Origin of the sequence: Fulverythrobacter ferritrahens, assembly GCF_020539485.1 — a bacterium.
Taxonomy (GTDB): Bacteria; Pseudomonadota; Alphaproteobacteria; order Sphingomonadales; family Sphingomonadaceae; genus Andeanibacterium; species Andeanibacterium ferritrahens.
Map to the genome: position 1 here is coordinate 60,872 of NZ_JACDXU010000002.1, position 25,152 is coordinate 86,023.

A 25,152-nucleotide genomic window follows, 5' to 3' on the forward strand; every position below is an offset into this window, starting at 1 on the left:
AGGCCGAAAAAACGGTCAAAATGCCCGTCACGAACCGCGATGTTCGCCCCGCACCCAGCGCACCGTGCCGGAACTTGCCCGCATCACCACGCTCTCGGTCGTCATCTTGCCGCCCTTCAGGCGCTTCACGCCACTGAGCAGCGATCCATCCGTAACGCCGGTCGCGGCAAAAATGCAGTCGCCCTTGGCAAGGTCGCGCAGCTTGTAGATCCGGTCGAGATCCTCGATCCCCCATTTGCGCGCACGCGAACGCTCGTCCTCGTTGCGGAACAGCAGACGGCCATTGAACTGTCCGCCCACGCAGCGCAGCGCCGCGGCGGCCAGCACGCCTTCGGGGGCGCCGCCCGAGCCCATATAGATGTCGATCGTCGTATCCGGGTCCGTCACCGCGATAACGCCGGCCACGTCCCCATCCGGGATCAGCTGGATGCCGCAGCCAAGGCCGCGCAGTTCTTCGATCAGTTCGGCATGGCGCGGACGATCGAGCACGCAGGCGATGATCTCGTTCGGCTTCACGCCCTTGGCGGCAGCCAGCGCCTCGATATTCTCGGTGGGAGTCTTGCTCAGGCTGACGAGGTCTTCGGGATAGCCCGGCCCGATGGCCAGCTTTTCCATATAGACGTCAGGCGCATTGAGCAGGCAGCCTTCCTCGGCCGCAGCCAGCACGGCCAGCGCATTGGGGCCGGCCTTGGCCGTGATGGTAGTGCCTTCCAGCGGATCGAGCGCAATATCGATCCGGGGGCCCTTGCCGGGCGCCCCGCCCACCTTCTCGCCAATATAGAGCATCGGCGCCTCGTCACGCTCGCCTTCGCCGATCACTACCGTGCCGTCGATGTAAAGCTCGTCAAAAGCCGCGCGCATAGCTTCAACCGCGGCGTGGTCGGCCGCCTTTTCATCACCACGGCCCACCAGACGGGACGCGGCGATCGCCGCAGCCTCCGTCACCCGAACCATTTCAAGAACAAGTACGCGGTCGAGAACTTTGCTGGCCTTGGGCATCGAGACTCCCCTCACATCCGGCGCATCCGATAAGCGAGCCGTCCATGACTGTCGAGAGTGCCCTCGCGCAGGAATGCGTATCTTCGGTGACACGCCCTGCGCGATTGCCAAGCCGTCATCTTGCCGTCATTCATGATCGATCAAGCCATCACCGCGAAAGGTGGCGCCGCCACTGCCCTAAGGCAGTAAAGTCCGGAGGGAAAGGCCCGCGATGTTCAGGAAATGCGCCGCATTATGGCTGCTGGCCGCGCTGCCGCTTTCTCCACTGGCGGCGCAGCGCACCGGCATTTCCGCCGAGGATGCCATCGCGGCCAGCAAACAGATGTATGGCCCCCCGCCCCCCACGCGCAATTGTTCCAAGCCTGCAAGCGATCAGGGGGAAAATGAAATCGTCGTCTGCGCCAAGCCGCAGGACGATTCCCAATTCCGCGTGAAATCCACCAGCGAACTGGACCCGAATTCCCGCGAGGCGACGAATGACGGCCTGCCCCGCGCACCTGACGTATCAGGCCCGGGGATCTTCAAGGGCAAGGGCATCTCGCTGGGTGGCACGCCCGACCCGGCCTATATGATCGACTTCAAGCTGCTGCCCGAAGCGCCCGAGGGATCGGACGCCGACAAGATCGCCAAGGGCGAGAAGCGCGCGGACTGATTTCTCCGGTGCCGGGCGGGGCGCACACCGGCACCCCGCCGCACCGGAAGTTTGGCCCTCAATTATCCAGCAATTGCAGGACCAGCGGCGGCTCGGTCAGGCTGGGCGAGCCCTTGAGCAGTTCCAGCGCCCGGTCCACATTCGCCTCGGGCCCTCCATGGGTGACGATGGACACCATCACTTCGCCGCCTTCTTCCTGGCGACCCTTCTGGATCAGGCTTTCGATCGAAACCCCCGCATCGCGCATGGCGGTGGCGATCTCCGCCAGCACACCCGGACGGTCCGCCACCATGAAGCGCAGATAATCGCGCGCCACGCGGTGCCCGGCATCGGCACGAGGCATCGGCGCAAGAGCATTGACCGGAACCGAGAAAGGCGCGCCTACATCGCCACGCGCAATGTCGATAATATCGGCCACAACCGCGCTGGCAGTCGGCCCGTCACCCGCCCCGGCACCCTGGAACAGCAGGCGGCCGGCGAAATTGCCCTCCACCACCACGGCGTTGGTCGGCCCGTTCACTCGCGCCAGCGGATGGTCGACAGGCACCAGATAGGGGCAGACGCGCTGGAACAGCGTATCCTCTCCATTCGCGCCCAGCTCGGTATCGGCAATGCCGATCAGCCGGATGACGAAGCCGAGCGCGGCGGCCTGCTCGATATCGGCGGCGCGCAGCCTGGAGATTCCTTCGGTTTCCACAGAGGGGAAATCGATCTTGGCGCCAAAGGCAATGGCCGCGAGGATGGAAAGCTTGTGCGAGGCATCGATCCCCTCGATGTCGAAGGTGGGATCGGCCTCGGCATAGCCCAGTTTCTGCGCTTCCTTCAGCACATCGCCGAAATCCCGGCCCGTCGCTTCCATCGTGGAGAGGATGTAATTGCAGGTGCCGTTGAGGATGCCATAGACGCGTTCGATCGCATTGGCGGACGCGCCTTCGCGCAGGCCCTTGATCACCGGCACGCCGCCAGCCACCGCGGCCTCGAATTTCAGGGCGACTTCGGCTTTCTCGGCAAGCTCAGCCAGGGCAAGCCCGTGATGGGCGATCATCGCCTTGTTCGCCGTGACGAGCGACTTGCCGGCACCCAGTGCATTGCGCGCCAGGGTCAGCGCCGGGCCATCCGACCCGCCGACCAGTTCCACCACCACATCCACATCCGCACGGGATGCCATGGCAGTCATGTCGTCTTCCCACGCAAAGCGCGAAAGATCGACGCCGCGATCCTTGGTCCGGTCTCGCGCGCTTACGGCGACGATCTCCACCGGGCGCCCCGCACGGCGCGCAATCAGTTCGCCGTTCGCCTCGATCAGGCGGATTACGCCAGCGCCCACCGTGCCCAGACCGGCAAGTGCAATACGGAGCGGATCGGCCATAAGTCTTCCTCTTTCGGCTGTAGCGCAGCAGGGGACGCACACGGGAAGGCTCCCGGTGCCACGAATTCGCCGGGCGCGTTAGTGCAGGCGGCCCCGAAAGGCCAGCCCCGGTTAGCGAGCCCCGGTCAGATCGTCATCTTGGGTTGGGGAATTTGGGCGGTCCGCCCCGGGTGCGCGAGCAACGGCCAAGCTGCTCCAGCACATAGCGATAATCCGCAGTCGCCAGGGCCCGGGACTCCCCATCGCGCGAAAGGATCGCGTCATAGGGCACGTCGGCCGGCAGGAAGCAGGCCAGACGATACCATTCCAGCGTGCCTTCCCGCGGAGGCTGGGCCGACTGGTCCACCAGTTCCGTCCACGATACGCCCCATTCGGGCTGCATATTGGGCCGCCGCACGACATTGAGCGATACCGGCGCATCGGTCTTCGTCCGCAGGAATACCTGGGTTTCCGATTCACCTGAAAGATTGCCCTGCACCGCCAGCGCTTCCCCCACTCCGGTCACAACTGGTGGAACATCCGGCGATGCGAGCTGCGTCAGCACTTCGCGTACGCGCGCCTCCAGCGCCGGATCGGCAGGGAACTGGGAATCCACATCGATCAGTTGCAGGTCGCCCGGATGGCCCGGCACGGGGAAGGCGAAGATGATAAAGGACTGCTTTCTCAGCTTGGCCGGCTTGCCCTTGGCATCCAGCGGCACATCCACCAGATAGCGCAGCGATTCGCCAATTGCCTGGCGCCCGGTGATCAGGGCTTCCGTATCGGCCTGGATCAGCAGCCTCACCCAGCCCGGACGCAGACCCGGCGAAAGTTCCGGCGGAAGGGTGCGCTGGGTGCGAATCCTGGCTTTCACCACCATGGTCGCGGCGTCCGCGAGATCCGTAATATCCGCATAAGTCAGCTGTGGACCGGGCGGCGGCAGGGGCGTTTCGGCGGCCTGGGCGGGCTGCATCGCAAATCCCGCAAAGGCGGCGGCGCCAGCGATCAGCCATTTGCCGGAAGCGCGAATTTCTGTGATTTTCATGCGTTTCCCTCGCAGCTCGACGACCCCGACATGTGGGGAGCGCGTTTCACATAGACAGCCCCATTCAAGCCCGGAAGTGTTGAATTGGCGGTTAACCGATAAAGCGATTGCTCCACCCCTCCAAGGCCGCTAAACACCCCCCGAAACCGGGGCGGGATACAATAATCAAGAGCTCCGGGGCAGGGCCCTGCCGGGTCGTTCGGATTCCTCGGTGGGCACCGGCTTGGCCGACAGGGTGGACAATTGTTGGCGTTACCTGTCAGGGTGCGATTCCCTTTGGCTGGTACAAGCCCGGCTTGCCGGGCGACGGAAATGGAGTGATGCGATTGAATGGCCTACGCTGATCAAACAATGAGCGGCAACAAGATTGTCGCTATCATCATTGTGGGGCTGGTTCACTTGCTGGTCGGGTATGCTCTTGTGACTGGTCTTGCCTATTCGGCGACCAAGAAGATCATCGAGCGCGTTACGACGGTCGATATCGACGAGCCCGAACCGGAAAAGACTGAAGAACCGCCGCCGCCCCCGCCGGATGAGGCACCGCCGCCGCCGATTGTGGCGCCGCCGCCTCCCATCAATATCAATGTCGCTCCGCCGCCGGTTACCGTGGTGGATCGTCCCCCGCCGCCGGCTCCGGTGATCCCGATTGCGCGTCCTGCGCCGCCGGCTCCTCCGGCTCCTCCGCCGGCTGTGTCGAAGGCACGGGGTGTCGAACCCAAGGGTCAGTCCCGCTGGGCCGCTCGCATTCAGGAGAACTATCCTGCGCGCGCCGTCCGCTCGGGCACTGAAGGCACCGTGGGCGTGAGCGTTACCGTCGGTCCCGATGGCAAGGTCGCGGCATGCCGCGTATCGAGCTCCAGCGGTTCTGACGTACTGGATGAAGCAGCATGTGACGGGATGCAGCGTTATGCGCGCTTCGATCCCGCACTGGATGACGCCGGCAACCCGACATCGGCCAGCTGGTCCACGCGCATCGTCTACAAGCTGAACTGATTTTGAGGGCGCGGCCGCGGGCAGCGTGAGCGCGCCCCGGCAGCCCGGTTTGATCTTTCGATTTTTTTAGAGAGGACTACCCGCATGCTTATCGAATTTCTGGCTGCAGCCGCTGAAGCGGCTCCCAAGAACCACTTCGGCTTCTGGGAAGCACTCAACCAGGGCGGTGTGATCGCCTACTCCATCTTCATCGTTCTCGTGATCATGTCCGTGGGCTCGTTCTACATCCTGATCACCAAGCTGCTCGAACAGCGCAAGATCTTCGGCGAACTGAAGGACGTGCGCACCAAGTTCTGGCAGGCTCCGACGCTCAAGGACGGCGTTGCCAAGCTCGGCAAGAACAGCGCATGGCGCCAGCTGGTCGAAGACGGCCTCGCCGCTGAAGAACAGCACAACAAGATGACCGACAGCCTCGAAGCCCATGACTGGCTGCACGGTTCGCTCGCTCGCTCGGAAGCCTCGATCAACTCGAAGCTCGCCAGCGGCCTGCCCTTCCTCGCTACCGTGGGTGCTACCGCTCCGTTCGTCGGTCTGCTCGGTACCGTTATCGGTATTTACCGCGCCCTGATCGCCATCGGTCTGGCCGGTTCGGCCTCGATCGACAAGGTCGCCGGTCCGGTCGGTGAAGCCCTGATCATGACCGCCATCGGTCTGCTCGTGGCCGTTCCCGCGGTGCTCGCCTACAACTGGCTCCAGGCCCGTAACAAGCGCATCTCCGAACTGATGAACGGCTTCTCGACCGACATCCTGGCGAACATCACGTCGAAGGGCGCGGTGAAGCCGTCGGTTGCTGCTCCGGTCAAGGCTGCTCCGGCCAAGCCCGCTGCTCCTGCTGCTGCCGCTCCGAAGGCCTGAGGTCGCCTGATCCGATTGAGTGGGATGGGCTCCGGCATGCGGGCCGCCCATCCCACCCTTCCTAGGCGAAGATTGAGAGTAGGATAGTACCATGGCCATTTCGACAGGCGGTGGCGGCGAAGAGAAGCCGATGTCGGACATCAACACCACGCCCCTCGTGGACGTGATGCTGGTGCTCCTGATCATCTTCCTCATCGCCGTCCCGGTCAGTTTGCAGACAATCGAAAAGCTTCAGATTCCAGTATTCGAATCGGCCGAGTCCAAGGACAAGGTCGAGAACCTGCTGCTGACCGTCAGCACCACCGACGAAGCTGGACGCAGTGCCGGTGAAGCCGGTTATACCGGTGCCTCGCGCAACGGCGAATGCCGCGTCTATTTCAACAACATCACTCCGGTGACTTCGCAGGAACTGTACGACCAGGCATTCGAACGCCTGGACGCTATCGTTCAGCGCGAAGGCGGTATCGACGCGATCCGCAACGATCCGGAAAAGATCCCGCAGGTCCACATCCGTGGCGACATCAACGCGCCCTGGCGCTGTGTGGCTGGCGCGATCTACAACGTCCAGGCGGCCGGTTACCCGACCGTCGGCTTCATCTCCAACCCAGTCGATCCGAACGCGGGTTGAGAGAAAGCACAGGAGTAATTTCCCATGGCAATGACAGGCGGCAAAGATGATGGCTCGCCGATGATGGAAATGAACACGACGCCGTTGATCGACGTCATGCTCGTTCTCCTCATCATGCTCATCTTTACGATCCCTGTGGCGACTCACTCGGTCGACATCGACCTTCCGAGCCCCACGCCTCCCGACACTCCTCTGCCGCCGGTCGATCCGATCAAGAACAAGATCGTTCTGACCCCGAATAACGAGATCCTCTGGAATGGTCAGCCGATCACCCAGTCCGGCCTCGTTACGAACCTGCAGCAGTCCCTGACCTATGCGGTCGAGCCTGAACTGCAGTTCGAACCGGAAGCGATGGCCAGCTACGATCTTTCGGCCAAGGTGCTGAACCTGATCAAGGGTTCCAAGGTCACCAAGTTCGGTTTCGTCGGCAATGAGAAGTATCGCGTGTTCGGCAAGTCCGAAAATTCAGGCCCCGCCGTCGTCAACTGATCGACCTAAGGTACTGAACAAGATCAAGGGGCGGGTAACACCGCCCCTTTTTCTATGCCTGTCTTCAGCATCGCGCGGGCTTGCCCAGCCATCGCCTCCGCCCAATCGCCTCCGCCGAACCGAACTCACCCCGGCAAATGCTCATCGTCCGGATCAAGGGGATCGCGGGGTAAATCAGGGCCCATGGCAGCTTCGGCCAGATGCTCCGCCTCCATCAGCAGCGCATCGTCCACCGATCCCTGCGGAAGGCTTTCCCGGCCGATCATCACCATCACCGGCACTGCCAGCGGGCTGACCCGGTCCAGTTCGACATGGACCAGCTCTCCCGCCGCGCGCTCCAGCACGCCGGCCAACCGGCCCACATCGGTCAGCCGCGTCCGCGCATCCGCCCAGGCCGCTTCGATCAGCACATGGTCCGGCTCATATTTGCGCAGCACATCATAGATGAGATCGGTCGAGAATGTGACCTGCTTGCCCGTCTTGCGCTTGCCGGGATGCTGGCGCTCCACCAGGCCGGAAATCACTGCCACTTCGCGGAAGGCACGGCGCAGCAGATAGGAATCCTGCACCCAGTCCACGAATTCATGGGCCAGAATATCGGGCGAGAGCAGCGGCGCCGGATCGGCCACCGGCCGGAGGCCCCAGACCCCGAGCGAATAATCATTGGCCACGAAGCCGCCGGGCTGCAGCCCGCGTTCCTCCATCCGCCGCGTGATCAGCATGCCCAGCGACTGGTTCGCGTTCCACCCCTCGAACGTATAATAGACCGTGTAGTGCAGCTTCTCATGCGGGAAGCTCTCCACCAGCAGCTTGCCCGGCCCCGGCATCTCGCTGCGCCAGTCCTGCATTTCCAGCCATTCGCGCACATCGTCGGGGAAGCGCGCCCAACCCGCGCGATCCGCCAGCATCGCCTGCACCCGGCCCGCCAGATGGGTGGTAAGCGGCATGCGCTGGCCCATATAGGAAGGGATCGCCGCCGCTTTCTTCGCGGCGCGCACGATCAATTCCATATCCCTGAGCTGTTCCACCTCCAGCGCCATGCCCGCGAAAGTGAAAGTGTCCCCCGGTGAGAGGGTGGATGCGAAATATTCCTCTACCCGGCCAAGCGAACGCCCGTTCCTGAAACGGACATCCAGCATTTCCGCATCCACGATGATTCCGGCATTCATCCGGTGCCGCTGCGCATGTTCGGGATGGGTCAGCCGCCAGGTGCCCGATGGATCGCGCACGATCCGGCGAAACTTGTCATAGGCTTCCAGCGCGTAGCCGCCGGTCGCCACGAAATGCAGCACGCGGCGCCATTCTTCCTCCCCCACCCAGGCGTAGGCGGCGCACTGGCGCACTTCGCGGAGCAGTTCCACCTCGTCAAACGGGGCCGCACAGGCGCAGGCCATCACATGCTGCGCCAGCACGTCGAGCCCGCCGGGGCGGAATCCCTCGCCATCGCGCTGCCCCTGATCGACAGCATCCTTTGCCGCCATCGCTTCCAGAAACTCGAAGCGATTGCCCGGCACAAGAATGGCGCGGCTGGGCAGATCCAGCCGGTGATTGGCCCGCCCGATCCGCTGCAACAGGCGCGAGGAACCCTTGGGCGCCCCCATCTGGATCACGCAATCGACATCGCCCCAATCGACACCCAGATCGAGGCTGGCCGTGCATACCAGCGCCCGCAGATCGCCGCGGGCCATCGCGCCTTCCACCTTGCGCCGGGCTTCCTTTGAGAGCGATCCGTGATGAATGCCGATCGGCAGATTGGCGTCATTCGCTTCCCACAGCTTCTGGAAAATGAACTCGGCCAGAAAGCGTGTATTGGTGAAAACCAGCGTCGTGCGATTGCGCGCGATAATGTCGATCAGCTGGGGCACCGCCCATATGGCTGCATGGCCGCCCCATGGCACACGCTCGTCCTTGGGCAGCAGAATCTCGACTTCCGGAGGCGCCCCCTTTTCCCCCTGAACCAGTTCCACGCTATCCAGATCACCATCCCCGCCATCATGCGGGGCCAGCCATCGCCGGAAGGCGTCAGGGTCCGCCAGAGTGGCCGAGAGCGCCACGCGCTGCATGGCGGGGGCGATAGTCTGCAGCCGCGCCAGGCATAGCGCCAGCAGATCCCCCCTCTTGCCGGTGGCGAAGGCATGGACCTCGTCCACCACAACCCGCTTCAACGTGCTGAACAGCGCGAAGCTGTCCTCGTAGCTGAGCAGCAGCGAAAGCGATTCGGGCGTGGTCAGCAACACATGGGGCGGGCGGCTGCGCTGGCGCTTCTTGCGGTCTGTGGGCGTATCCCCGCTGCGCGTTTCGATCCGCAGCGGCAGCCCCATTTCCTCCACGGGAGTAAGCAGATTGCGCTGCACATCATGCGCCAGCGCCTTGAGCGGGGAGATGTAGAGTGTGTGCAACCCATCCGGCACGGGTTCTCCGGCCAGCGCGGAGGGGGCGAAATCGGCCAAGGTGGGCAGAAAGCCTGCCAGCGTCTTGCCGGCCCCCGTATCCGCGACCAGCAAGGCATGCCTGCCGCTGCGAGCCGCACGATACATCGCGCGCTGATGATCGCGCAGGCGCCAGCCGCGCCCGGCAAACCAGCCCTCGATCTCCGGCGGAAGATGATTCCCCCCCGTCAAGGCCGCAGATTCCCGCCGAAGTTGACAAAGTTGACACAGTCCTGAGCCCGGCCTCTCCCTCCTCCCCGCGCGGGATCATCCGCCCGGTGGCCATATCGAAGGACAAGGTCTGGAAACTTGCGCATCATCGGAACATTTGGAGCACAAATCCCGTAAGTAGGAAAGCATCGGCGATAGACCAGCCCGCGGTGCTGCGAATGGTGCTTGCCCAACGGCCCGGCCTGTCCGATGGCTTGAACGGCATGCAGAAACGTGACGCGTCATGAATGGCAGTCTGGAAATTTCCCACTTCATCGGGGTCGGGCTGGCGTTGGCGCTTGGCCTGCTGGTGGGCATCCAGCGGGGCTGGACCTATCGCACCCTGCCCGACGGCGCGCGCTTTGCCGGCATCCGTACCTATGGCCTGCTGGGGCTGGCCGGCGGGATTGCAGGCGTGTTGTACAATCACGCCGAAGGGCCTGCACTGGTTCTGCTGGCCGCCGCCGCGCTGCTGATAATCGCCGGCTATCGCCGGTCAAGCAACGGGGCGCAGGTGAGCGGCACAGCCAGCATGGTGGCTCTGATCACCGTCGCCAGCGGCTTCATGGTGGCAATGGGCGAGCGTTTGCTGGGCACGACCATAGCCGTCGCCATGGTGCTGCTGCTGTCGCTGAGAGGGCGGCTGCACAGCTGGATCAACCATCTGGAAGAGCGCGAAGTGATGGCGATCGCGCGCTTTGCGGTGATCGCCATGGTGATCCTGCCCTTGCTGCCCGATCGTGGCTTCGGCCCCTACGATGCGTGGAATCCGCGCCAGCTCTGGGCCGTGGTGGTCATGGTCTCCGGATTTTCCTTCTGCGGATATTTCGCGGCCAAATGGCTGGGCGCATCGCGCGGGCACATCGCCACCGCAGCGGCGGGGGCAGTGGTTTCCTCCACGGCCGTGACGGCAGGCATGGCCAAGCGCATGCGCGAAGGGGAGGCCAGCCCCGCCATCCTTTCCGCCGCGATCAGCGCCGCATCGGTGGTGATGTATCTGCGCGTGGCGGTTCTGGTGGGGGTTCTGGCGCCCTTCGCCCTGCCCCAACTTGCGATGCTGATCGTGCCCGGCGCGCTCGTCAGCCTTGCGGCAACGGCATGGGCGCTGCGCACCGCCGCACAGGAACCGCGGGATGCACCGGGCGAGGTGGGCGTTCGCAACCCGTTCGATCTGGGGCCGGCGCTGCTCCTCACCGTGCTGGTCATGGCGCTTACCGTGGTCGCGCATTGGGTTCTGGCGAGTTTCGGGGACCGCGGCCTGGCGGTAGTGCTGGCCGTTTCGGGCATCGTGGATGTCGATTCCGCGATCATCACCATGGGCAACCTGCCGCCGGGCACGCTGGAGCCCCTGGTGGCAGGCACCGTGCTGGCGATCCCGGTAACGCTCAACACCCTGTTCAAGGGCGCCGTGGCGATCGGCATCGCCGGCTGGCAAAAGGGCAGGCTGGGCGCGCTGCCGCTATTTGCCAGTGCGCTGGCGACGGGGCTGGCCTGGATGATTATCCACTAGGCACCCCGCCGCTGCCTGAAGAGCGGCCCGCAAGCCGAGTCAGTGCCCTGCCTGCGGCCCCCGTTCGAGGCCCGAAAGCTCCAGCTGCTCGTCAATCTGGGCGACCAGCCGGGCAAGCCCTTCCTCGCTGTCGCTTTCCGCGCGGGCAACCAGCACGTCCTGTGTGTTCGATGCGCGCAGCAGCCACCAACCGTCATCGGTGGAAACGCGCACGCCATCGGTGGCGTCCACTTCCGCGCCGCTGCCCGAAAGGCGCTGCTTCACTTCCTCGATCGCGCCGAACTTGCGGCTCTCATCCACCTGGAAACGCAGCTCCGGCGTATTGATCATGGCGGGCATGGCAGAGCGCAATTCGGTGACCGACTTGCCCAGCCGCGCACTGGCTGCGATCAGCCGCACCCCGGCATAGAGCGCATCGTCAAAGCCGTAATAGTCATGCGCGAAGAAGACGTGCCCGCTCATTTCGCCTGCCAGCGGAGCACCGGTTTCCTTCATTTTGGACTTGATGAGGCTATGGCCGGTCTTCCACATCAGCGGCTTGCCGCCGCATTCGGCGACACGCTGGAACAGGGCGCGGCTTGCCTTCACATCCGCGATAATCATGGCGCCCGGCACCTGCCGCAGCAGATCCTCGGCATAGATCATCAGCAGCTGATCGCCCCAGATCACCCGGCCCTGGCCGTCCACCGCGCCGATCCGGTCCCCGTCACCATCGAAGGCGATACCGAAATCGAGCTGCTTTTCCGCGACCAGCGCCTGAAGATCTGCCAGATTCTCCGGCATGGTGGGATCGGGATGATGATTGGGAAACGTACCGTCGACTTCGGTATAAAGCAGGTGATGCTCCCCGGGCAGGCGCGCAGCCAGCGCTTCCAGCGCCGGGCCGGCAGCGCCATTGCCGGCGTCCCAGCCGACGCGCAGGGAGGCAAGCGCAGCGGGATCGATTCCGGCGAGCCCCTGCAGCATCCGCTCGATATAAGCGTCCATCACCTCGCGGGTCTCGACACTGCCTTCACCGTCCAGCCAGACGCCTTCGGCCGCGATCTTGCCCAAAAGCTGGATGTCCGGGCCGAAGAAGGGACGGCCCTGAAAGACCATCTTGAAGCCATTATAGTTGGGGGGATTGTGGCTGCCGGTTATTTGAATGCCGCCATCCACATCTTCGGCTGAGGCTTCGGCATAATAGAGCATCGGCGTGGGGCCCATGCCGATGCGCACCACATCGCACCCGCTGGCGGTCAGCCCTTCGACCAGCGCTTCCTCCAGCAGGGGCGAACTCGTCCGCCCGTCATAACCCACAGCAACTTTCCGTCCGCCCGCCTCGCGCAGCAATGTGGCGAAGGCACGGCCGATGGCGCGCGCATCCTGGGCGCTCAGGGTTTCGCCAATGATCCCGCGAATGTCGTATTCGCGCAGCACGGTCGAGTGGAACCGGTGGCTCATCTGTATCCTCAATTGTGGTCAGGCAGTTCGTCGAGCAGCAGATCGCGCGCGGCATTGGCCTCGTGTACCTGCTCGTTGGTTCCCCCGCGATCGGGATGGACCATGGTAATCAGGCGGCGATGCGCCTCCAGTATTTCGTCACGCCCGGCATCCTTGCGCACCGCCAGCAATTTGCGCGCGCGGAAAATCGCCTGGCTGCGGGTGGAGGGCCCCTTCAGGAAATCCCAGGGCCAACGGCCCGTTATCGCCTTGCACAGCGCGATCCCGATCACAGCAAAGAAGATCAGGCGCGTCATGGCTTCAGACCGTCTCCGTTCCCTGCGCCCTGACATGGGTGGGCAGGTTCAGCCCGGCCACCAGCGCGCGTAATTCCTGGCGGGCGACCAGATGGCTGGTGCCCAGCTCACCCAGATGGCCCTTGTCCAGCAGGGTGAGGCCAGAGGGGAACAATTCGCGATAGATCACGCGTTCTGAAAGGCCCTGGGCAATCCGGAAGCCAACCCGCTTGGAAAGTTCGTTCAGCGCATCGTCGATACGCTTCTGGTTGCGCGCTTCCTGCTTCTGGGTGCGGTTGCGCACCACCACCCAGTCCATTTCCCGGCGCTGGTCACGGATCGTGGCCATGGCCCGCTTCTTGCGCGCTTCCCAGATCAGTTCCGCATAGAAGCTGAGCCGCTTGACCTTGAAATTCTCGGCATCGACCTGCCCGATGAGGTCGAAATCGACGAAGCTGTCATTCAGCGGCGTGACCAGCGTATCGGCCGTGGTGGCCACATGCCGCGCGAAGACATCGTCTCGCCCAGGCGTGTCGAAGATCAGGAAGTCCACACCTTCGCCCACTTCGGCAGTCAGCTGGTCCAGCTCTTCCACCGTTTCTCCGCCAAATACGGCGAAACGCGCATTGGGCAGGGTAACGTTGCGGCGCTGTTCCGTGCCGGTGCGGTTTTCAAGATAGCGGAACAAGGTGCGCTGGCGCGGATCGAGATCGATCGCGGCCACCTTCGCCCCCTTGTAAGCCAGCGCAACGGCAACATGGACCGCGGTCGTGGACTTTCCCGTGCCGCCCTTTTCATTGGCGAAGACGATACGATGGGGTGCGTTGGCAGGCACGGTCTGGCAGGACTCTCGCTGTTGAAGGCAATGGCCGGGCGGCCAATGGGCGGCTCTTTCAGGCTATTATCCAACGGAAAGTTGCGAGGCAATTGCACTATCCCCAATCTTGGACCCATTCCTTAACCCTAACTGGGATCCCGCCCTTCCCGCTTGCCGTGAAAGGCGCGGGCCCAAAGCTGCACAAACCGGTGAAACGGGCCTGCGCCCGCTTTGCTCGGAGCCGCCCACACGCTAAGGTGAGCGCCATCTGGGATGGGACAGACGGGCGCCGGCCAGACATCTGAACATGCACGTTATTTTTTAGGAGCGATTCCATGAGGAAGCTGATCGCCGGAATTCTGGCATCCGCACTTGTTCTGGGCACTGCCCCGGCCCCTGCCTTTGCCAAGGAAAAAGACAAATCTTCTGCCCGCAAGGATCAGGAAAAAGGCTCGAACGAGATTCCCCGCTGCACGCGCAATCTCGGCACGCTGGCCATTGTGGAGCCGGACGACAAATGGTGGCGCGAATATAATCTGGGCAGCCCGGAAGCCATCCTGCGCGTATTCGTCCAGCGATCGGGCTGTTTCACGCTGGTCAATCGTGGCGGCGCGATGCAGAGCCGCAACATGGAACGCGCTCTGGCGGATTCCGGCGAGCTGCAGGAAGGTTCCAACCTGGGCAAGGGTCAGGTGAAGGCAGCCGATTACTTCCTCCAGCCGGACATCGTTTCCACCAACAGCAATTCCGGCGGCGGCAAGGTACTGGGCGGGCTCGGCGGCCTGCTGGGTGGCACCGTTGGCGCGATTGCCGGCGGCATCTCCGTGAAGAAGGGCGAAGCGAACGTCACCCTCTCGCTGGTCAATGCCCGCACCACCGTGGAAGAAGCCCTGGTAGAAGGCTATTTCCGCAAGAAGGATCTCAGCTGGGGCGCCGGTGGCGGCCTGTTCTCCGGCGGTGTTTTCGGCGGCGCCGGCGGCGGTGGCTATCAGAACACCGAAATCGGCCAGATCATCGTACTTGCCTATCTCGATGCCTATACTCAGATGGTCGGCCAGCTCGGCGGCTTGCCGGAGGATGCGGCAGCGGCGGCGCCCGAAGCGAAGTAAATTTCGCCTGAGGAAACAGGTGCGGCAGGAGGGAAGCAGCAGCAGCGGCTTCCCTCCCCGCCCGTTCCGCCTCTTGCTTTCGCGTCGTTTGGGCCCGATGGGACCGCGTCATGAAAGTCGTCACTACGCTCGCCCAGCTGCGCGATGAAGTCGCCCGCCTGCGCACATCCGGCGCGGTCGCGCTGGTTCCCACCATGGGCGCCCTGCACGACGGGCACCTTGCTCTGGTCCGCCGCGCCCGCGAACTTGCTTCATCTGTAGTGGTTTCGATCTTCGTCAATCCCACCCAATTCGGGCCGAACGAGGATCTGGATGCCTATCCGCGCCAGCTTGCGGAGGATGCGCGTCTGCTGGAGGAGGCAGGCGTCGCCTTGCTCTGGGCGCCGTCAGTGGAGGAAGTCTATCCCGCAGGCTTCGCCACCTCCATTTCGGTCAGCGGCGTCAGCGAAGGCCTGTGCGGCGCCTCGCGGCCAGGCCATTTCGACGGTGTCGCCACCGTTGTGGCCAAGCTGTTCAACCAGGTGCAGCCCGATATCGCCCTGTTCGGCGAGAAGGACTGGCAGCAGCTGGCGGTGATCCGGCGCATGGCGCGTGATCTCGATTATACCCACCCCCATGTTTCGGACATTATCGGCGTGCCCATTGTGCGGGAAAGCGACGGACTCGCCCTCAGCAGCCGCAATCGCTACCTCTCGCCGGAAGAGCGCGCCGCGGCGGCGGCCTTGCCCACAGCAATGAAGCAGGCAATTGCGCGTATCGAAAGCGGCGAGAACGTCCCCGCCACGCTGGCCGCGCTTGAGGCAGAACTGATCCGCGCGGGTTTCAGCTCGGTCGATTACGCCACCCTGACCGATGCCGGCAGCCTTGAGCCGCTGGCGATAATGGGCAATGCTCCCGCCCGGCTGCTGGTGGCCGCCCGCATCGGCCGCACCCGGCTGATCGACAATATGCCAGTGGGGGAGAGCCTGTGACCGAAGAGGATTTCCGGCGCTATGTGGCCGCGTTCAACGCGAATGATTTTGACGGCTTCGGCCAGTTCTACGCCGATGACGTGATCTTTGAGCTGGGCGGGATGAAGCGGATCGACGGGCGCGAGGCGATTCTCGATTTCTACCGCCAGGTGAAGGCCCATATCACCGAAATCGTCACTCCTCTCGACGTGATCGTCACGCCCACCCGCATTGCCATGCATTGCCGCACCACTTTCGAAACCTTCAAGGACTGGCCCGATTTCGAAATCTGGCCGACCGTCGCCGGTGACAGGCGCGTGGTGGAAACCATCGCCATGTATGAAGTGGACGGGGGCCGCTTCACTCACATTCGCGGTGCCCGTTTCAAGCCCTGAGAGAGGACTTCCCTTGCTTCGTTTCTTCCGCGCCGTCGCACTGGCCGAAGGCGTCAGCACTCTGCTGCTGTTCCTGGTGGCAATGCCGCTGAAATACATGTTCGATCAGCCTGCGCTGATCCGCCCGGTAGGCTGGGCACATGGAGTTTTGTTTCTGACCTATCTCGTGGCGATGGTGCCGGGCCTGTGGGGCCGCCGTGCCGGTCTGCTTGGCTGGTTGAGAACCTTCGTGGCCGCGTTCTTTCCCTTCGGCACCTTTCTCAATGACGGGTTTGTGAAGCGGCTGGATCGCTGATTTTCGGGCTGCGGGCGAACATTCCCACCGCCAGCCCCGCAAGACATGCCAGCGACATGGAGCGCAGCGGATAATCCACTATGGAATGCACCGCGATCAGCGCCAGCACGCTGAGGCCGAACGCGATCTGGGGCCGCCATTCCCGCGCGCGGCGCCAGCTGCGCCACGCCATGAACAGGACGAGCCCGCTCGCCAGCAGCAGCGCGACGGCGCCAAAGATTCCGGCTTCGAGCAGGAGCTCCAGATAATCGTTATGCGCCCTGTTGGGCACGCTGGCATTCACTGCCTCAAGCGGTTCCAGCGCGATGAAGGTGGGCACGAAAGTCCCCATTCCGGTGCCGAAGGGCCAGTGCTGGCCGATCGCGTAAAGCGTGTCCCGCCACAGCCCCTCGCGGCCGTCTCCAGAAAAATCGAAGCGTTCCGCAACTCGTTGCAGCACCACATTGTGCCTCACCAGGAACAGGACACCGGCGATCGCAGCCAGAATGCCCGCCGCGATGGCCGGCCCCCGGCCCTTCCAGTTCGTGCGACGGTCAAGCGCAAGGATAGCCCAGCCGGCGACCAATACAGGCAACAACAGGGCGATGCCCGTTCGCGATGCGGTAAGGACCGTGGCCAGCACGAGCAGGAGCGCAATCCCCCCCACCAGCCAGCCATTGCGCCAGATGCTTTCAACCCCGGGGCGGCGCTGCGGCGGAACATGGCCGGCCACAAAGGCAGCCAGGGCAAGCACACCGATCAGGAGAATATCGGCCTCGGCATTCCGATTGGCCTGGAAGCCTACCACCACGCCCGGATGGCTGGTCGAATAGAGATGGAAGGCGCTGCTGCCACCGGCAAGCTGGAAGGCGCCGAGCACAGCCGAGAGCAGAGCCAGCCCGGCAGCGATGCCCAGCAGCATCTGCCTGTCCGGCCGTGCGAGCGAGCCGGCCATCAGCATCAGGGCGAGAGGGGGCAGGAGCGACAGGAGGCTGGCGAGCGTGCGCGGGGCGGATTCGGTAAAGGGCTGCCAGCTGTCTTCCCGGTCGATCAGTTCCAGCGCGGCGGCCCTGACTTCCCCGCCGGGGAGCGCCTGCCACAATTGCGGCGGCAAAGGAACGAGCTGGAGCAACGGGATCGCGACGACAATCAGTGCGAGCAACCACAATGCCGGATCCGCTGGCTTACGTAGGGGCCCGGGCAACCACAGCCAGTTCAGGATAAGTAGCCCGGCGAGCATTTCCAGCCAGACTTCCGTCGATGGATTGGGCGTGCCGCCTCCGCCCAATATGATTGCAAGAATGAGCAGGCCCGCAGCAAGCACCAGATGGCGCTGCGATGGACGAATTGCGGGAATAAATCGAAGCAAGTCCCATCTCCAGGCTGCAAGGCGATTTGGGCAATGGATAAGGCGGGGGCGCGTTACGTCAACGCAAGGTACGGAATATCCGGGAGAAGTAACCTATTTCCTGCTCGCGCGCCGGGTGAAGAATACACGTCATCCCGTATGGAGAACCGCCCACCGCAGGCGCGGCTGATATCCGGGAGAGGAGGAAAACGGGAGGGTTGGCTGGAGCGGGTAGCGGGAATCGAACCCGCCTAACTAGCTTGGAAGGCTAGGGCTTTACCACTAAGCTATACCCGCCCGTTCCAGTCGGGCTGCACTGCCATCAGCAGGGGCGCGCAGTCAATAGCGTGCTTGCGCAGGAGGCCGTTCAATGGCCTTCGAATTCCATCAGTGCTTCGACTTCGATGCCATTTTCACGCAGCAATTGCGCGCCGCCCAGATCGGGCAGATCGATCACGAACAGGGCGCGATCCACCACCGCTCCCGCCTGACGGAGCAATTGCGCGGCTGCCAGAGCCGTGCCGCCAGTCGCGATCAGATCGTCAACTATGATGATCCGTTCGCCCGGCCGGATAAGCGTGGGATCGATCTCCAGCCGCGCCTCGCCATATTCCAGCGCGTAATCCACCCCGATGGTCGGCACGGGCAGCTTGCCCGCCTTTCGTACCGGCACGAAGCCGAGCATGAGCAGCGAAGCCACCGCGGCCCCGAAGATAAAGCCCCGCGCCTCAAGCCCGGCGATGGCCCCGGCACCCACTGCATTGGCGCGGCCAGCGATATTCTCCACCGCTGCGGTCAGCCCCCTGCCGTCCGCCAGCAAGGTAGTGATGTCGCGGAACAGAATGCCCTGCTTGGGGTAGTCCGGCACCGTGCGAATGAGCGACTTGAGTTCATCGGGCGTCATGGGGCCTCCTGGCGGATGGCAGCGCGAAAAAGAAACGCCCCTCACATCCGGGGATGGAGGGGCGCTTGTGTCTGGTCTCTATCGAGCCTGGCCTCAGTGCTTGGCCTTCTTCTCGGCCCAGATGTTCCGATAGGCGAGATAGGAGAGCACGGTTGCGAAGAGCAGGAAGCCCAGCACCGGCCAACCCGTTTGCTTGCGCTTGTCGAGGCTCGGTTCCGCAGTCCACACGAGGAATGCCGCAAGATCCTTCGACATGGCGTCGACCGTGTTGGGCGAACCATCGGCGAAAGTAACCTGGCCGTCAGTCAGCGGCGGAGCCATCGCGAGGTTGAGGTTCGCGAAATAGGGGTTGTAGTGCAGGCCTTCCGGCGTCTTGGCATCCGGGAAGCGCTCCAGCAGAGCCTTCGGCTGGCTGGTGAAGCCGGTCAGCAGCGAATAGACATAGGCGGGGCCTTCATGGCGGGCCTTGGCCATCAGCGAAAGATCCGGCGGCACGGCGTTGTTGTTGGCCGCGCGGGCCGCAATGTCGTTCGGGTAGGGCGACGGGAAGTAATCCGTCGGCAGGCCCGGACGCGTGTTGGCTTCGCCGGTATTCGGGTCAACGCCCGGCACCTGCTTGCTGGCTGCAATCGCCTTCACTTCGGCTTCGTTATAGCCGAGCTGCTCAAGATCGCGGAAAGCAACATACTTCAGCGAGTGGCAGGCCGAACAGACTTCGCTGTAGACCTGGAAGCCGCGCTGGAGCTGCTGCTTGTCGAAACGGCCGAAGGGGCCGTCGCTGGCAAGATGCAGTTCCTTGGGCGTCTTGTGGAACGCGTGTTCCACGGTTTCCGCAGCCGGCTCGGTGATCGCGGTGTAGGCGCCGCTGACGAAGGCAGCGAGCGCGGACAGCACGAAGAACAGGCCGACGGCGACGGATGCGATGAGGCGGTTCATGTGTCGTTTTCCCTCGGGACTGTTCGCTTAGCTCTTCGCCGCCAGCTTCGCTTCGTCATCCGAACCGAGCACCGCTTCCGTGATCGAGAAGGGCAGCGGCTTGGGCTTTTCCATCAGCGCGACAAGCGGAAGAACGACGAGGAAGTGGAGGAAGTAATAGGCCGTGGCGATCTGGCTGAGCATCACATAGGGCTCTTCCGCCGGGGCGCCGCCGCAATAGAACAGCACGGCCATCGTCGGGATCAGACCGAACCAGAAGAACTTCTTGAACATCGGGCGATAATGGCCCGAGCGCACCGGCGAGTTATCCAGCCAGGGCAGGAAGAACCACACCAGGATCGCCGCGAACATCGCCAGCACGCCCATCAGCTTGGCGGGAATGAAGAAGATGTCGAAGGTGAAGGCGCGCAGGATCGCGTAGAACGGCCAGAAGTACCATTCAGGAACGATATGCGCCGGCGTGGAGAGCGGGTTCGCCGGAATGTAATTGTCCGGGTGGCCCAGCTGGTTCGGCATGAAGAACAGGAAGGCGCAGTAGATCAGCAGGAACACGCCCAGCCCGAAACCGTCCTTCGCCGTATAATAGGGATGGAAGGGAACGGTATCGCTCTCGCTCTTCACTTCCACGCCCGTGGGGTTCGACGAACCCGGGATGTGGAGCGCCCAGATGTGCAGGACCACGACGCCCGCAATCACGAAGGGCAGCAGGAAGTGCAGCGAGAAGAAGCGGTTCAGCGCGGCATTGTCCGGTGCGAAACCACCCAGCAGCCACTGCTGGATCGGCTCGCCCACGACCGGGATCGCGCCGAACAGGCCGGTAATGACCTTGGCACCCCAGAAGCTCATCTGGCCCCAGGGCAGCACGTAACCCATGAAGGCGGTGGCCATCATGAGCAGGAAGATCACGACGCCCAGCAGCCAGATCATTTCGCGCGGCGCCTTGTAGGAGCCGAAATAGAAACCGCGGAAGATGTGCAGATAGACCACCACGAAGAAGGCCGAGGCCCCGTTCGCGTGGGCATAACGCAGCATCCAGCCCCAGTTCACGTCACGCATGATGTGTTCGGTGGAGGCGAAGGCCACGCCGGCATTGGCGGCGTAATGCATCGCCAGGATCACGCCCGTGACGATCTGCAGCATGAGGCAGAAGCCGGCGAGAACGCCGAAATTCCACATGTAGTTGAGGTTGCGCGGAACCGGATAGCCGGCACCGACGGCATTATAGACGAGACGCGGCAAAGGCAGCTTCTCGTCCATCCACTTCATCACGGGATGCGACGGGGTGTAATGGTTTGCCCAGGGAAAGCTCATGATCTCTCTCTTTCGCCTCAGCCGATCTTCACGACAGTGTCGGAGGTGAATTCATATTCCGGAACTTCCAGATTCTTGGGAGCCGGACCTTTGCGGATGCGAGCCGCGGTATCGTAATGCGAACCGTGGCAAGGGCAGAAATACCCGCCGAACTCGCCCTTCACTTCGCCTTCGGCAGCGCCGAGCGGAACGCAGCCCAGATGGGTGCAGACACCCATGGTGACGAGCCAGTTTTCCTTGCCCGGCTTGGTGCGCTCTTCCAGCGTCTGGGGATCGCGCAGGCTGGCCGCGTCAACCGCGTTCGCCTCCTCGATTTCCTTTGCCGTGAGGTTACGGATGAAAAGCGGCTGCTTGCGGAAAATCGCCTTGATCGCCTGACCCGGCTGGATCGCGCTGAGATCGACCTCAGTCGAGCTTTCTGCCAGCACGTCCTTGGACGGAGCCATCTGGCTGATCAGGGGAACGAGCGTGGCGATACCGCCAACGCCAGCGGCGCCGACTGCCGCGATATTGATGAAGTCCCGGCGCCGGATGCCTTCACCTTCCGTCCCGGCGATCATTGCCGGGTCTGCGGTGCCAGTCGTATCTGCCATCAACCTTGCCTTGCCTGTCGGCCGTACCGGCGGAACCTTTCCGCCGGCCAAGCCGGGAAAACCAACAAAAGTCGCGCGTTCAGGAAGCCCCCGCCGCAAGCTTTGGACACAAGTCTAGCGCCCGTTGCCAAAGCCGACTTGGGCGGGCTGATAGACGAGAGGAGTGCCTATGCCAACAGGCATTTTGGCGGTTTTGCGACCCTCTGCCGCCTAAGCCACGAAAGGCAGGCCGATCAGCGAGAATTGCCGCCCATAATTGGGCTCCGCGCGGTGGGTGGAACGGCGGAAGGAAAAGAAGCGATCTTCCTGCGCATAGGTATCGAGCGCCAGACCTTCCACCTTGCGGATACCCGCGGCCGCGAGCCGTGTGGCGATATAGGATTCGAGATCGAACTGGTAATGGCCAGCCCGGCCTGGAGCGAAAAATTCACCGTCTTGCGCGGTAAAACCGGCCCGGAAATCCTCACCCACCTCATAGCTGGCCTGCGCGATGCAAGGTCCGATGGCCGCGATAATCCGTTCGCAGCGAGCCCCCAGCGTTTCCATCGCCTCGATCGTGGCTTCCGCCACGCCGCCCTGCGCGCCCCGCCAGCCGGCATGGGCCGCACCGATCACGCCTGCTTCACGATCCGCGAAGAGAATCGGGGCGCAATCGGCGGTCACAATGCCGATCAGCGTGCCGGGGCGGGCTGTGACGAGGGCATCGGCGGTAGGGCGATGATCGTCATCCCAGGGCTGTTCCACCGTTACGCAGATCGCCGAATGGACCTGATGGACCGCCACCAGCGGCGCGCCGGGCAGCACGGCATCGCCTGCGCGGCGGCGATTCTCCGCTACGGCAGCCGGATCGTCATCCGCGCCGAATCCGACATTGAGCCCCGCCACGAGCCCGGTGGATACGCCCCCCCTGCGCCCGAGAAAGCCGTGCGGAATATCCGCCAGAATCGCCGCGCGATTCACTTCCACGGATTGAGAATCAGCCAAGGCTCTTGGTCACCTGCTCGAAAGTGTCCGCCGAGAGCTTCGGTGTGGCCGCGATCCGCTCCAGCTCACCGCGCATCATTTCCGCGCGCCGGGGCTCTATCCGGCGCCAGCGGCCCAGCGGCGGCACGAAGCGCGCCGCCGTCTGCGCATTGAGCGGATCGAGCGCGAGAATCAGGTCCGCGATCATGCGATAGCCCTCGCCATCCGCGGCGTGGAAAGCGTGAGGGTTCACCGCAAAGCCCATATAGAGCGCGCGCACCCGATTGGGATTCTTGAGCGTGAAATCCTTGTGCTGCGCCAGCGCCTTCACGTGATCGAGCGCCTGCGGATGAAGCGATTGCGCCTGCAGCGAGAACCACTTGTCGATCACCAGCGCATTGCCTTCGTACCGGGCGTGGAAATCACCCAGTAATTCTTCGCGCAGAGGCGTGTCGAGCCCGGCGAGGACCATCAATGCGCCCTGGCGGTCCGTCATGTTGTCGGCTGCCCGATATTGCGCCGCCGCCAGTTCCGCGGCCTTTTCCGGCGCTGCTGCGGCGAGATAGACCAGCGCCTGCGTCTTCACCTTGCGAGCACCGCGCGCTGCCGCCTCCAGACTGTAGGGGATGGCCGAGGCCCGGGCATGGAGCGCGGAAAGTTCCGCCTCCAGCTGGGCACCAAGCCAGGCTTTCAGCCCTTCCCGCTCGCCATGAACAGCCGCCGGATCGGAAACCAGCATCTGTTCCGAGAGATAGGTCTGGCTGGGCAGCAGCATGAGCTCACCCCGCATGAGGTCGTCCAGCGCGGGATCGATCAGCACGGCTTTGAGCGCCGCCGCGATCGCCTCCCGCCCCGCACTGCGCGCCGCATCGTCCAGCGTTCCGCCAAGAACAGCCGTGAGATGGCCAACGGTGAGTTCCTGCATCGCTTCGTAGCGGGCGAAGGGATCGTCATCCCTGGCAGCAAGGAATACGAGGTCCTCGTGGCTCACCTCGCGCTCGATCGAAACGGGGGCCGAAAAGCCGCGATTGATCGACAGCACCGGAGGCTGGCTGAACCCGGCGAAGGAAATGCTGGCCTGCGCACCCTTGAGCACCACCAGTTCCTCACCGCAGTGGGTGCCGCTTGCGCGGTCAAACAGGGCAAGGCGTAGCGGAATCACCATGGGCTGCTTGGCCGGCTGCCCCGGCGTAACGGGCACGAGCTGGCTGAGGTGGAGAGTGGCGGTATCGCCAGCATGTTCCAGCCGCGCGGTTACCCGGGGGGTGCCTGCCTGCGAATACCACAGGCGAAACTGGGCAAGGTCCAGCCCGGTCCCATCTTCCATCGCCTTGATGAAATCCTCGCAGGTTGCGGCCTCGCCATCGTGGCGAGCGAAATAGAGATCGCTGCCCTGACGAAAACGTTCAGGCCCCGCCATGGTACGCATCATGCGGATGACTTCCGCGCCCTTGTTATAGACGGTGGCCGTGTAGAAATTGGAGATTTCCTGATAGGAATCCGGGCGGATCGGATGGGCGAGCGGGCCCGAATCCTCGGGGAACTGGGCAGCGCGCAGCACGCGCACATCCTCGATCCTCTTGACTGCCTCGGACCCCATGTCCTGGCTGAACAGCTGGTCGCGCAGCACGGTGAAGCCTTCCTTCAGGGAAAGCTGGAACCAGTCCCGACAGGTCACGCGATTGCCCGACCAATTATGGAAATATTCGTGGGCGATCACGCTTTCGATGCCATCGTAATCGGCGTCGGTCGCGGTTTCCGGGTCGGCCAGCACATAGCGCGTGTTGAAGACGTTGAGCCCCTTGTTCTCCATCGCCCCCATGTTGAAATCGCTCACCGCGACGATGTTGAACAGATCGAGGTCATATTCGCGGCCGAAGGTCTGCTCGTCCCATTGCATGCTTTTGATGAGGGAGCGCATGGCATGGTCCGTCCGGTCGAGATCGCCGGGGCGCACCCAGATATTCAGTTCGACTTCACGCCCGCTGATGGTGGTGAAGCTGCCGCGATTGGCAACAAGATCGCCTGCTACCAGCGCGAAGAGATAGCAGGGCTTGGGCCAGGGATCGTGCCATTCGGCCCAGTGGGTGCCATCCGCATTCTCGCCTGAGGCTTCCCGATTGCCGTTGGAAAGCAACACGGGGAATGCGGCCTTCTCGCCTGTCATACGCACGCGGTACGTGCTGAGCACATCGGGTCGATCGGGGAAGAAGGTGATCCGGCGGAACCCTTCCGCCTCGCATTGGGTGCAGAGCATGCCATTGGAGGCATAGAGGCCCATGAGCTGGGTATTACGCGAAGGGTCGATCTCGGTGACGATCTCCAGAGTGTGGGCATCGCCCGGCAGATCGACGAGCAGATCCCCCTTTTCCAGCCGCCAGCTGTTCAGCGCCTCGCCGTCCACCAGCACCTCCAGCGGGGTCAGCCCATCGCCATTGAGGCGGATCGTGCCATCCTTCGCCGCCGCCGGATTAGCCTCGACCTTCAGCTCCGCGCGAATGCGCGTCTTTTCCAGCCCCAGTGCGAAATCGAGCGCGACTTCCGGCACCAGCCATGCGGGCGCACGATAATTCTCGCGCAGGGTAACCGGGGGAGCGTGAGGGGTTTCGGCGGCGTCCGCCATCTCGGGATTGGTCACGATATCCATGCATTCGCACTTAAGTGCTTTGCAGGCCG

24 protein-coding genes and 1 tRNA gene are annotated in these 25,152 nt (G+C 63.5%); 10 read left to right on the top strand and 15 right to left on the bottom strand.

Annotated features, from left to right (window positions below):
- Positions 1 to 27 precede the first annotated feature (27 nt).
- Positions 28 to 999: a class II fructose-bisphosphatase gene (gene glpX, locus H0274_RS08360; RefSeq protein ID WP_226794541.1), complete on the bottom strand. Its 972-nt coding sequence runs from the start codon at positions 997 to 999 to the stop codon at positions 28 to 30.
- A gap of 211 nt (positions 1,000 to 1,210) precedes the next feature.
- Between glpX and H0274_RS08365 the strand changes: the two genes are divergently transcribed.
- Positions 1,211 to 1,651 (top strand): hypothetical protein, encoded by a 441-nt coding sequence (locus H0274_RS08365; RefSeq protein WP_226794542.1) that lies wholly within the window; start codon positions 1,211 to 1,213, stop codon positions 1,649 to 1,651.
- A 58-nt stretch (positions 1,652 to 1,709) separates the two neighbouring features.
- Here the strand turns inward: H0274_RS08365 and H0274_RS08370 are convergent, their stop codons facing one another.
- The gene (locus tag H0274_RS08370) at positions 1,710 to 3,020 is read right to left on the bottom strand and encodes a homoserine dehydrogenase (RefSeq protein WP_226794543.1); all 1,311 of its coding nucleotides are present in this window, start codon (positions 3,018 to 3,020) and stop codon (positions 1,710 to 1,712) included.
- A gap of 133 nt (positions 3,021 to 3,153) precedes the next feature.
- Positions 3,154 to 4,044: a hypothetical protein gene (locus H0274_RS08375; protein ID WP_226794544.1), complete on the bottom strand. Its 891-nt coding sequence runs from the start codon at positions 4,042 to 4,044 to the stop codon at positions 3,154 to 3,156.
- Between the two features lie 351 nt (positions 4,045 to 4,395).
- On the opposite strand from H0274_RS08375, the gene H0274_RS08380 reads away from it, so the two are divergent.
- The 4 genes from H0274_RS08380 (at position 4,396) to H0274_RS08395 (ending at position 7,009) form a co-directional block, all read left to right on the top strand.
- Complete coding sequence (locus H0274_RS08380; protein WP_413463473.1) at positions 4,396 to 5,037, top strand: energy transducer TonB; 642 nt, start codon at positions 4,396 to 4,398, stop codon at positions 5,035 to 5,037.
- An 84-nt stretch (positions 5,038 to 5,121) separates the two neighbouring features.
- Positions 5,122 to 5,892, top strand: a complete 771-nt coding sequence (locus tag H0274_RS08385) for a MotA/TolQ/ExbB proton channel family protein (protein WP_226794546.1) — start codon at positions 5,122 to 5,124, stop codon at positions 5,890 to 5,892.
- A gap of 91 nt (positions 5,893 to 5,983) precedes the next feature.
- Positions 5,984 to 6,520 carry an ExbD/TolR family protein gene (locus H0274_RS08390; protein WP_226794547.1) on the top strand — a complete coding sequence of 179 codons (537 nt, stop codon included), beginning with the start codon at positions 5,984 to 5,986 and terminating at the stop codon, positions 6,518 to 6,520.
- Between the two features lie 24 nt (positions 6,521 to 6,544).
- A complete protein-coding gene (locus tag H0274_RS08395; protein WP_226794548.1) occupies positions 6,545 to 7,009 on the top strand; it encodes an ExbD/TolR family protein in 465 nt (154 codons plus the stop codon).
- Between the two features lie 125 nt (positions 7,010 to 7,134).
- On the opposite strand, the gene H0274_RS08400 is transcribed toward H0274_RS08395, so the two are convergent.
- On the bottom strand, positions 7,135 to 9,630 hold the full coding sequence (locus tag H0274_RS08400) for a ligase-associated DNA damage response DEXH box helicase (protein WP_226794549.1): 2,496 nt from the start codon (positions 9,628 to 9,630) through the stop codon (positions 7,135 to 7,137).
- Positions 9,631 to 9,892: 262 nt separating this feature from the next.
- Between H0274_RS08400 and H0274_RS08405 the strand changes: the two genes are divergently transcribed.
- Complete coding sequence (locus H0274_RS08405) at positions 9,893 to 11,158, top strand: MgtC/SapB family protein (protein ID WP_226794550.1); 1,266 nt, start codon at positions 9,893 to 9,895, stop codon at positions 11,156 to 11,158.
- Positions 11,159 to 11,197: 39 nt separating this feature from the next.
- Here the strand turns inward: H0274_RS08405 and pgmG are convergent, their stop codons facing one another.
- The 3 genes from pgmG to H0274_RS08420 are packed head-to-tail and all read right to left on the bottom strand — an operon-like array spanning position 11,198 to position 13,711.
- The gene (gene pgmG / locus H0274_RS08410) at positions 11,198 to 12,601 is read right to left on the bottom strand and encodes a phosphoglucomutase/phosphomannomutase PgmG (protein WP_226794551.1); all 1,404 of its coding nucleotides are present in this window, start codon (positions 12,599 to 12,601) and stop codon (positions 11,198 to 11,200) included.
- A gap of 8 nt (positions 12,602 to 12,609) precedes the next feature.
- Complete coding sequence (locus H0274_RS08415) at positions 12,610 to 12,897, bottom strand: J domain-containing protein (RefSeq protein ID WP_226794552.1); 288 nt, start codon at positions 12,895 to 12,897, stop codon at positions 12,610 to 12,612.
- Positions 12,898 to 12,901: 4 nt separating this feature from the next.
- A complete protein-coding gene (locus H0274_RS08420) occupies positions 12,902 to 13,711 on the bottom strand; it encodes a division plane positioning ATPase MipZ (RefSeq protein WP_226794553.1) in 810 nt (269 codons plus the stop codon).
- A 317-nt stretch (positions 13,712 to 14,028) separates the two neighbouring features.
- Here H0274_RS08420 and H0274_RS08425 point away from each other — a divergent pair, with 317 nt between their 5' ends.
- The 4 genes from H0274_RS08425 to H0274_RS08440 all read left to right on the top strand — a co-directional run bounded on the left by H0274_RS08425 (position 14,029) and on the right by H0274_RS08440 (position 16,442).
- A complete protein-coding gene (locus tag H0274_RS08425) occupies positions 14,029 to 14,802 on the top strand; it encodes a CsgG/HfaB family protein (protein WP_226794554.1) in 774 nt (257 codons plus the stop codon).
- 110 nt (positions 14,803 to 14,912) lie between these two features.
- Positions 14,913 to 15,773 carry a pantoate--beta-alanine ligase gene (gene panC, locus H0274_RS08430; protein WP_226794555.1) on the top strand — a complete coding sequence of 287 codons (861 nt, stop codon included), beginning with the start codon at positions 14,913 to 14,915 and terminating at the stop codon, positions 15,771 to 15,773.
- Complete coding sequence (locus H0274_RS08435) at positions 15,770 to 16,147, top strand: nuclear transport factor 2 family protein (protein WP_226794556.1); 378 nt, start codon at positions 15,770 to 15,772, stop codon at positions 16,145 to 16,147. Before panC ends, H0274_RS08435 begins: the two co-directional genes overlap by 4 nt.
- A 13-nt stretch (positions 16,148 to 16,160) precedes the next feature.
- Entirely contained in the window at positions 16,161 to 16,442 is a 282-nt protein-coding gene (locus H0274_RS08440; protein ID WP_226794557.1) for a DUF3817 domain-containing protein, read from the top strand.
- On the opposite strand, the gene H0274_RS08445 is transcribed toward H0274_RS08440, so the two are convergent.
- From H0274_RS08445 to pepN, 8 genes are all read right to left on the bottom strand, one after another.
- Complete coding sequence (locus tag H0274_RS08445; protein ID WP_226794558.1) at positions 16,408 to 17,790, bottom strand: O-antigen ligase family protein; 1,383 nt, start codon at positions 17,788 to 17,790, stop codon at positions 16,408 to 16,410. The two genes, H0274_RS08440 and H0274_RS08445, sit on opposite strands and share 35 nt — an antisense overlap.
- A 202-nt stretch (positions 17,791 to 17,992) precedes the next feature.
- Positions 17,993 to 18,066: transfer RNA gene (locus H0274_RS08450), tRNA-Gly, on the bottom strand.
- A gap of 70 nt (positions 18,067 to 18,136) precedes the next feature.
- A complete protein-coding gene (locus H0274_RS08455) occupies positions 18,137 to 18,673 on the bottom strand; it encodes an adenine phosphoribosyltransferase (RefSeq protein WP_226794559.1) in 537 nt (178 codons plus the stop codon).
- A 93-nt stretch (positions 18,674 to 18,766) separates the two neighbouring features.
- On the bottom strand, positions 18,767 to 19,609 hold the full coding sequence (locus tag H0274_RS08460) for a cytochrome c1 (protein ID WP_226794560.1): 843 nt from the start codon (positions 19,607 to 19,609) through the stop codon (positions 18,767 to 18,769).
- 27 nt (positions 19,610 to 19,636) lie between these two features.
- Positions 19,637 to 20,920 carry a cytochrome b gene (locus tag H0274_RS08465; protein WP_226794561.1) on the bottom strand — a complete coding sequence of 428 codons (1,284 nt, stop codon included), beginning with the start codon at positions 20,918 to 20,920 and terminating at the stop codon, positions 19,637 to 19,639.
- A 17-nt stretch (positions 20,921 to 20,937) separates the two neighbouring features.
- Positions 20,938 to 21,513 (bottom strand): ubiquinol-cytochrome c reductase iron-sulfur subunit, encoded by a 576-nt coding sequence (gene petA, locus H0274_RS08470; protein WP_226794562.1) that lies wholly within the window; start codon positions 21,511 to 21,513, stop codon positions 20,938 to 20,940.
- 210 nt (positions 21,514 to 21,723) lie between these two features.
- The gene (gene pgeF, locus H0274_RS08475; protein ID WP_226794563.1) at positions 21,724 to 22,497 is read right to left on the bottom strand and encodes a peptidoglycan editing factor PgeF; all 774 of its coding nucleotides are present in this window, start codon (positions 22,495 to 22,497) and stop codon (positions 21,724 to 21,726) included.
- On the bottom strand, positions 22,490 to 25,123 hold the full coding sequence (gene pepN, locus H0274_RS08480; protein WP_226794564.1) for an aminopeptidase N: 2,634 nt from the start codon (positions 25,121 to 25,123) through the stop codon (positions 22,490 to 22,492). Before pepN ends, pgeF begins: the two co-directional genes overlap by 8 nt.
- Positions 25,124 to 25,152: the final 29 nt, after the last annotated feature.

Excerpts from the sequence above, each read along its gene's own strand:
- panC (WP_226794555.1), top strand. The coding sequence starts at position 14,913 with ATGAAAGTCGTCACTACGCTCGCCCAGCTGCGCGATGAAGTCGCCCGC.
- H0274_RS08455 (WP_226794559.1), bottom strand. The coding sequence starts at position 18,673 with ATGACGCCCGATGAACTCAAGTCGCTCATTCGCACGGTGCCGGACTAC.
- H0274_RS08365 (WP_226794542.1), top strand. The coding sequence starts at position 1,211 with ATGTTCAGGAAATGCGCCGCATTATGGCTGCTGGCCGCGCTGCCGCTT.
- pgmG (WP_226794551.1), bottom strand. The coding sequence starts at position 12,601 with ATGAGCCACCGGTTCCACTCGACCGTGCTGCGCGAATACGACATTCGC.
- H0274_RS08385 (WP_226794546.1), top strand. The coding sequence starts at position 5,122 with ATGCTTATCGAATTTCTGGCTGCAGCCGCTGAAGCGGCTCCCAAGAAC.
- H0274_RS08415 (WP_226794552.1), bottom strand. The coding sequence starts at position 12,897 with ATGACGCGCCTGATCTTCTTTGCTGTGATCGGGATCGCGCTGTGCAAG.
- pepN (WP_226794564.1), bottom strand. The coding sequence starts at position 25,123 with ATGGATATCGTGACCAATCCCGAGATGGCGGACGCCGCCGAAACCCCT.
- petA (WP_226794562.1), bottom strand. The coding sequence starts at position 21,513 with ATGGCAGATACGACTGGCACCGCAGACCCGGCAATGATCGCCGGGACG.
- H0274_RS08405 (WP_226794550.1), top strand. The coding sequence starts at position 9,893 with ATGAATGGCAGTCTGGAAATTTCCCACTTCATCGGGGTCGGGCTGGCG.
- H0274_RS08460 (WP_226794560.1), bottom strand. The coding sequence starts at position 19,609 with ATGAACCGCCTCATCGCATCCGTCGCCGTCGGCCTGTTCTTCGTGCTG.
- H0274_RS08465 (WP_226794561.1), bottom strand. The coding sequence starts at position 20,920 with ATGAGCTTTCCCTGGGCAAACCATTACACCCCGTCGCATCCCGTGATG.
- H0274_RS08370 (WP_226794543.1), bottom strand. The coding sequence starts at position 3,020 with ATGGCCGATCCGCTCCGTATTGCACTTGCCGGTCTGGGCACGGTGGGC.
- H0274_RS08425 (WP_226794554.1), top strand. The coding sequence starts at position 14,029 with ATGAGGAAGCTGATCGCCGGAATTCTGGCATCCGCACTTGTTCTGGGC.
- H0274_RS08380 (WP_413463473.1), top strand. The coding sequence starts at position 4,396 with ATGAGCGGCAACAAGATTGTCGCTATCATCATTGTGGGGCTGGTTCAC.
- H0274_RS08375 (WP_226794544.1), bottom strand. The coding sequence starts at position 4,044 with ATGAAAATCACAGAAATTCGCGCTTCCGGCAAATGGCTGATCGCTGGC.
- glpX (WP_226794541.1), bottom strand. The coding sequence starts at position 999 with ATGCCCAAGGCCAGCAAAGTTCTCGACCGCGTACTTGTTCTTGAAATG.
- H0274_RS08395 (WP_226794548.1), top strand. The coding sequence starts at position 6,545 with ATGGCAATGACAGGCGGCAAAGATGATGGCTCGCCGATGATGGAAATG.
- H0274_RS08390 (WP_226794547.1), top strand. The coding sequence starts at position 5,984 with ATGGCCATTTCGACAGGCGGTGGCGGCGAAGAGAAGCCGATGTCGGAC.